Genomic DNA, 7332 nt, shown 5'->3' on the forward strand with positions numbered 1-7332 from the left:
GCTGCTGCCGATCAGGTCGGCGGTGCGGAGCACGCCGCCGACATCGGCATCGACCTCGAAGTCGTCCAGCACCCCTCGGTCGGCTCATGTACCGCCGCCGCCTGACCTGCGACTACGAAGCCCACCCGCAGGAATCAAACGCTCACGTAAGGATCCGCAAGAGCACGGTCCCCAGCGACGCTCTAATCCTGGCCTCAGGTTGATCGGCAACAATGAGCGGCAAAAGTATCGACTGGAAGGGGGCGGGCCGGCGTGCGGATCATGATCGCGGATGATGAAGCGGCCATCCGTGAGTCGCTGGAGCGGGTGCTCCAGGTCGAGGGTTACGACACCAGCACCGTCGCCAACGGTTTCGCCGTGCTCGACGGGGTCGTTGGGGCCGGCGGTGACACGCTGGATCTGCTGATCCTCGACGTGATGATGCCCCGCCTGGGCGGGTTGGAGACCTGCCGGCGGTTACGGGCCGCGGGTCGGGATCTGCCGGTGCTGATGCTGACCGCCCGTGACCAGGTCTCCGACCGGGTCACGGGGCTGGACGCGGGCGCCGACGACTACCTGCCCAAGCCGTTCGCCACCGAGGAGTTGCTGGCCCGAGTACGGGCCCTGCTGCGCCGGCGCACGCCGACCGACGAGGAGTCGCAGATCCTGTCGTTCGCCGACGTACGGCTCGATCCCGACAGGTTCGAGGCATGGCGGGGCGAGCGGCCGCTGCGCCTGACCCGGACCGAGTTCTTACTCCTGCAGGTCCTCATGAGCAACGCGACCCGGGTCGTGACCCGCGACGCGCTGTTCGAGGCGATCTGGGGCTTCGACATGAGCGCCACCGCCAACAACCTCCAGGTGTACGTGAGTTACCTGCGCCGCAAGCTGGAGGCCGAGGGTGAGCCGCGATTGATCTACACGCTGCGCGGCCTGGGATACACGTTGCGGGAGACTCCTCCGTGAGCCGGCCGGCCGGCCGGGAACCGCGTCGGCTGACCCGGTGGTGGCGTCGGCGGTCCCTGCGGAGCAGGCTGACGGTGATCGCGGCGACGGCCATCGCGGTCAGCGTGTTCGTGGCCTTCCAGGTGGCCAGCGAGCTGATGGACTGGGAGCTGCGGGACACCGCCGAAAATCAGCTGCGCGCCGACTCCCGCGTCCTGGCGACGGACGCGCAGCGCGCCGGTCCGGCGCAGGTCCAGCTACCGCCGTATCCCGGATCCGGTCGGCTGGTGCGGGTCATCCTGCCCGACGGCTCGACCCGGACGCCGGCCGGCCAACCCGCGCTGCCCCCCGTCAGCGAGCAGGCCGAGCGCGTGGCGCAGGGCACGTCGGCCGACCTGATGGAGTCGAACGACAGCGAGGAGGGTTACCTCATCTACACGCTGCGGGCGGGTGACGGCGCGGTCCAGGTGGCCCAGGTCGCCGACGACAGCCCGATCAACCAGTTCGGGTTCGGCATGCTGCTGATCGGGCTGTTCTGCGCGGCCGGCGGCGCCCTTGTCGGGCGGACCGTGGCGCGGACCGGGCTGGCACCGATCGACCGGCTGACCGCCGCCGCGGTACGTGTCGCGCAGACCCGGGATCTCGACGCCGACATCCCGGACGAGGGCGGTGGGGAGATCCGGCGGCTAATCCGGTCGATCAACGACATGCTCGCCGCGCTCCGGGACTCCCGGCGGGCCCAGCGGCTGCTCGCCGAGGACGCCACCCACGAGCTCAAGACCCCACTCACCAGCCTGCGCCTCAACGTCGAGCTGCTGATCCGGCTCGATCGGCGCGGCACCCTGGACAGCGCACTGCCGGCGGAGAGCCGGACCCGGCTGCTCAACGATCTCGGCGCCCAGGTGGCCGAGTTGAGCACCCTTGTCGCCGAGCTGACCGACCTGGCGCGCGGTGACGTCAGCGACGAGAACACCGAGCTGCTCGACCTCGCCGACGTGGTGGTGGCCGCCGCGACCCGGGCACGTTCCCGCACGCCCGATGTCGAGGTCGCGCTCGACGTGACCTCCGTATGGGTGAGCGGGCGTCCCGCCGCGCTCCAGCGGGCGGTGCTCAACCTCATCGACAACGCCGGCAAGTGGTCCCCCGCGGACCAGCCGGTCCAAGTCCGGCTCCGTGCCGAGGAGGCGTCGGCGGTGCTCGAGGTCGACGACGCCGGGCCGGGCATCGACGCCGCCGACGTACCGCGGGTGTTCGACCGGTTCTACCGTGCCGACAGCGCCCGGGCGTTGCCGGGATCCGGTCTGGGGCTGTCGATCGTGCAGCGGGTCGTCGACGCCCACGGCGGCCGGGCCACCGTCGCCCGCTCCGCACGCGGTGGCGCGCTGCTTCGCATCGACCTTCCGGCTGCGGCCCCGCCCGCCCCGATCGCGCCGCTCACCGCCGGGGAGGACAGCGCGGCGCGCTGACCCGCCCCGGCGACGCGGCGCAGGACAGCGGACGACGGCGCTTGGGCAATGGCCCCGCGCGGCTGACCGCCGGGGCAGGACACCGCGATGCACCGACCCCGGCCCCGGCCGCACGGCGCAGGACAAGCGGCCCACCACCAGGCAGGACACCACGACACGCCGACCCCAGCCCCGGCGCGTGGCGCAGGACCATAGGGCGGCGACCGTCGAGCCCATGAAAAGATCCGGGACGGGCCTGGGGGCCCGTCCCGGATCTCGTCCGTGCCGCCGCGCTCACCGTTGCAGCGCGGGCTCCTCGTCGCCGACGAGCGGCTGTTGACCGTCCGGCAGTTCCGCCGTCGGCCGGGACAGCCGGCTCGGCCACCAGATCCGCCGGCCGATCAGCAGGGTGAGGGCGGGCACCAGGACCGACCGCACCAGCAGGGCGTCGAGCAGCACGCCGAAGGCGACCAGGAATCCGACCTCGATCAGCATCACCAGCGGAAGTGTGGCGAGGACCGCGAACGTGGCCGCCAGGACCAGGCCTGCCGAGGTGATGACGCCACCGGTGGCGGAGAGAGCTTTGAGCATGCCCTTTGTGGTGCCGAGGCGTACGGTCTCCTCGCGGGCCCGGCTGGCCAGGAAGATGTTGTAGTCGACGCCGAGCGCCACCAGGAACAGGAATGCCAGCAGCGGCACCGAATTGTCGATGCCCTTGAACCCGAGGATCGTGTCGAAGACGAACACGCTGCCGCCGAAGGCCGCGGCGAACGAGACGATCACGGTGGCCATCAGGACCAGCGGGGCCACGACCGCCCGGAGCAGCAGCCCGAGGACGATGAGGACGACGACGAGCACCAGCGGGATCACCAGCTTCTCGTCGCGGCTGGTGGTCACCTCGGTGTCGAGGTTCTCCGCGCTCGGCCCGCCGACGATCGCCTCCGCCCCGCTCACCGGGTGCACGGCGGCGCGCACCCGCTTGATCGTGTCGTATTCAGCGACGGTGTCCGGCGCGTCCTTCGGGAACACGGAGATGTCGGCCCAGCCACCGCTGGTCTGGCCCGGGACGGCCAGGGCCACACCGCGAGTGTCCTTGACGATGTCGAGCACCCGCTCCTGGTACGCCGGCCGCGTGAAGATCGTCATCGGCTGGCCGCCGAGTTCCGGAAAGTGCTGGCGGAGAACGGTGAAGCCGGTGACCGACTCCGGGGCGGACAGGAACTGGTCCTGCTCCCGCAGGTTGCCGGTGTTGCCCGCCAGCCCGAGGGCGAGCACGCCGAGGACTCCGAGCGAGCCGAGCGTCGCCACCCACCGGCGGCGGCTGATGGCGGCGCCGAGCCGTCCCCACAGTCCCGGCTTCTCCTCTACGACCGTGTTGATCCGCGGGATGGCCGGCCAGAAGATCCGCCTGCCGAGCACCACGAGCATCGCCGGGAACAGCGTCAGCATGGCCACCAGCGCGCACAGGATGCCGGCCGCGCCGATCGGGCCCAACCCGCTGGTGCTGTTCAGGTCGGCGACGAGCAGGCAGAGCAGGCCGGCGATCACGGTGGCCGCGGACGCGACGATGGCCGGCGCCGCGCTGCGCAGCGCGTGGACCATCGCGACCCGGACGTTCTCGTGGTGGTGCAGTGCCTCCCGATATCGAGCGATGAGCAACAGCGCGTAGTCCGTGCCGACACCGAACACCAGGATCGTCAGCAGCGCCGAGTTCTGGTCGTTGACCACGAGGCCGAAGCCCTTGACGAGCAGGTAGACGGTCGCCATCGCGGTCAGTGCGGCCGCGCCCACGGCCACCAGCGGGATGAGCCACAACACCGGGCTGCGGTAGGTGAGGATGAGCAGGAGCGTGACGACAATGATGGTGGTGAGCAAGACCTGCACGTCGATGCCGTCGAAGACGGCGTCCATGTCGCCGTCGATCGCGGCCGGGCCGGTCACGTCGAGTTCCAGGCCGCCGGGGCGGTCCTTCGCGGCGTCACGCAACGGGCCGACGATGTCCTCCGGTGCGCCGTAGGTCGTGCTCACATCGAGGGTGAACATCATCGCCTTGCCGTCGCTGGAGGCACTCGTCGGCGGGCCCTCCTCCTGCTCCTCCTCGCCGCCGCCGCCGACCCGGGCCGCCTCCTTCGGCGGGTACCGCTTGGAAAGGGTGTCGTAGTGGCGCTCGACCGTCGCGCGATCGGTATTGGTCAAGCCGCCGGCGCGGTGGTACACGAAGACGAACGTGTTGTCATCACCGTCGGGGAGACTGTCCTCCAATACCGCGACCTTGGTGGACTCGGCGCTGGCCGGCAAGGTGTCCGCGGCACTGTCGGTGGTGACCGAACTCAGCTTTCCGCTCAGCGGCACCATGAACACTGCCAGCGCCAACCACAAACCAATCACTAACCACGGCACCCACCGGCCTGCCAACCGACCGGCCGACGCTCTTCCGGACGGCCCTGCGTTGACTACCATCACTAGCCTCCTACCTACGCGTTACATCGCTTCTGCGACGACCTACTTCCTAACGAGCGAACCTGAGACCACTGTTAATACGGTGCTCAGGCTTGGTTGGCCGAACGGTGTGCCCAGCGCACGCACCGGCGTGGTGGCGTCGAGGTCCTGCCCGGTGGGCGAGGCCCAGGCGACGAGGCCGCCGGCCGGATGAGCAACGCATCGACGTCCACCCGGCCCGTGCGGGCGGTGACGGTGTTGACCCGTCCCCTCCACGCGGCCGCGGCGTCGCGGCGGCTCCGCACGGTCGACGGGAAACAGGGTGGCGACGAACTGGTGGGCGTCGCCCAGGTCGTATCGGGCACCCATGCCGTGGAGCGGGTCGGCGGCGCAATGCGGTGGGCGTCGTCGAAGTCCGCAGGTCGGAGAACATCTCTGACAGCGCCCTTTGTCTGCGGGCCGGGTCGCATCAGGGCTCTTGTCGGGCTGGTGGGGCGGATCCGCAGCGACCGGGCGATGCGGCTGCCGAAGCCCTCGATCAAGGAGTACGCCCTGGCCTGTCCCCAGGGCGGGCAACCGCCGAAGCACGGCAAGGAGTTCCGCTTCAGAGAGCGACCGGCATCGTGTCATCGGTCAAGCGCATTCAGGGATTCTCGCGCACCGGTACACAACATGGATCGACGGGGCGACGAGAGCCATATGCGACAGCGGCGGCCGTCGAGCTTCCCTCCGGCCTCTGCATCGCGATGGTTTAAGGACGGGTCCTAACGTTCGTCTCAGGTTCGCTCGGTAGGAAGTAGGCATCCAGACAGGCGGTGCAACCCGTAATAGGCGATGCAACCCGTATGTAGGAGGCGAGTGATGGCAGCCGACGCAGCGCCGTCAGGGAAAGCGCCGCCCGGGCGGTTGAGGTTCGGGGCGGCCACCAGGGCGCTTGCGACGGGGTTCCCTCTGGCCGCCCGCGGGTCGCACGCCGATGACAGTGCGGGCGCGCCGCGGCCGGCCCGCACAGCGCGCACGCTGGCGGGTCGTCAGCTCCACCACAGCCGCTGCGCGCCGGCGAGCGGTTTCTCGACCTGAGGATGGCCGAAGCCTTGACCAGGACGGCGTTCCTGACCGGGACCCAATTCGCACCGGAGAACGTTGCCATCGTGCACTACGCCGACGTGTACGCACGCGCCTGGTAACGACGAAGGGTCGATCTGAAGCATCTCGCAGACGGATGCCGCACGGATACCGCACCACACAAACACCACCTGAAGAGGGACTGACATGAAGCCCATGGGACGCCGCAGCTTTCTAACCGCCGCCACGGCACTTGGAGTTGGCGCCGGCTTGTCCACGCATGCCATCGTCTCGGCAGCTAACGAGAACGAGACTTCGGACCGGACTTCGGACATTTCACTGCGGGACCAGGACCTGCCCTTCATCGGCACGGAAGAGACCTTTTCCACCCATGAGTTGATGGTGCTGAACGACAGGCTGTTCCTCGAAGATACTGGTCTTGCCGAGCTCGGCCCGCGCCGCATCGGCGCAATGGATGAGGCTGGGATCAACGTTCAAATCCTCTCCGCCCATACGCCAGGTGTGCAGAATGTCAAAGGTCAGAGGGGAATTGATTTTGCGTATCGCCTCAACAAGATGCTCGTCGATGGGCCGATGGCCACCTATCCGGGGCGGTTTAAGGCATTTGCAACCTTGCCCCTGCAGAATCCGGAGGCCTCGGCAGACGAACTGGAACGCACAGTTCGGGAAGATGGCTTCCTGGGATGTTTGACCAATGGAATTATCGGGAAAAAATTCCTCGACCATCCCGACTTTGAGCCCCTGCTGGCGCGCGCCGAAGCCCTTGATGTGCCGATATACATCCATCCGGGCCTGCCGCCTGACGAGGTTTTCGAAATCTACTACAGCAATATGCTGCCGGAATACCAGAGGGAATTCCAGGACCAGGTTCTCAGCATCTCTGCATATGGATGGCACCAGGAAGTCGTTACTCAGTGCCTCCGAATGATCACCTCGGGAGTATTCGACAGGCATCCCAAGCTTCAGATTATCATCGGCCATATGGGAGAGGGGCTTCCGTTCTTCTACAAGCGGGTCGTGGAGAAGATGAGCGAAGTGACCGAGAAAAGCCTGAACAAGCCGTTCGAGCAGTATTTCCATGACAATTTCTGGTTCACAACCAGCGCATTCCCCCAGACGGAACTGCTCGATCTCCTGCTGAATTACATGAGTGTGGATCGAGTGATGTTTGCAACCGACTACCCGTTTGCTGATATGAAAAATCAAACCGACTGGTTCCGGGGAGTCGACTTGCCACGCGAAGCCAAGGAAAAAATTGCGTTCCGAAATGCGGAAAAACTGTTCGGAATAAAAGTGCCCGTGAAGTGAAGCGCCAGCGTCGACAGAAATGGATGCCCACCTACCGGTAGTTCGTTAAATCCGGAGGTAGAGGTCAATGCCGTGTCCGGTGGTGACCGCGTCGATCAGGGCCTGGAGTTCGGAGGGCGGGTCGGTGTCC

4 protein-coding genes are annotated in these 7332 nt (G+C 67.6%); 3 read left to right on the forward strand and 1 reads right to left on the reverse strand.

Annotated elements, in window-relative coordinates; translation table 11 throughout:
• Window positions 1-252 precede the first annotated feature (252 nt).
• Both ABZ855_RS37410 and ABZ855_RS37415 read left to right on the forward strand, forming a co-directional pair.
• The gene (locus ABZ855_RS37410) at window positions 253-945 is read left to right on the forward strand and encodes a response regulator transcription factor (RefSeq protein WP_360814636.1); all 693 of its coding nucleotides are present in this window, start codon (window positions 253-255) and stop codon (window positions 943-945) included.
• On the forward strand, window positions 942-2390 hold the full coding sequence (locus ABZ855_RS37415) for a HAMP domain-containing sensor histidine kinase (protein ID WP_360814638.1): 1449 nt from the start codon (window positions 942-944) through the stop codon (window positions 2388-2390). Before ABZ855_RS37410 ends, ABZ855_RS37415 begins: the two co-directional genes overlap by 4 nt.
• 273 nt (window positions 2391-2663) lie before the next feature.
• Here ABZ855_RS37415 and ABZ855_RS37420 read toward each other — a convergent pair whose 3' ends face one another.
• Entirely contained in the window at window positions 2664-4829 is a 2166-nt protein-coding gene (locus tag ABZ855_RS37420; RefSeq protein ID WP_360814640.1) for an MMPL family transporter, read from the reverse strand.
• 1251 nt (window positions 4830-6080) lie between these two features.
• Here ABZ855_RS37420 and ABZ855_RS37425 point away from each other — a divergent pair.
• Window positions 6081-7202: an amidohydrolase family protein gene (locus ABZ855_RS37425; RefSeq protein WP_360814643.1), complete on the forward strand. Its 1122-nt coding sequence runs from the start codon at window positions 6081-6083 to the stop codon at window positions 7200-7202.
• Window positions 7203-7332 lie beyond the last annotated feature (130 nt).

Origin of the sequence: Streptomyces sp. NPDC047042, assembly GCF_040644035.1 — a bacterium.
In the GTDB taxonomy this organism is placed as follows: Bacteria; Actinomycetota; Actinomycetes; order Streptomycetales; family Streptomycetaceae; genus Streptomyces.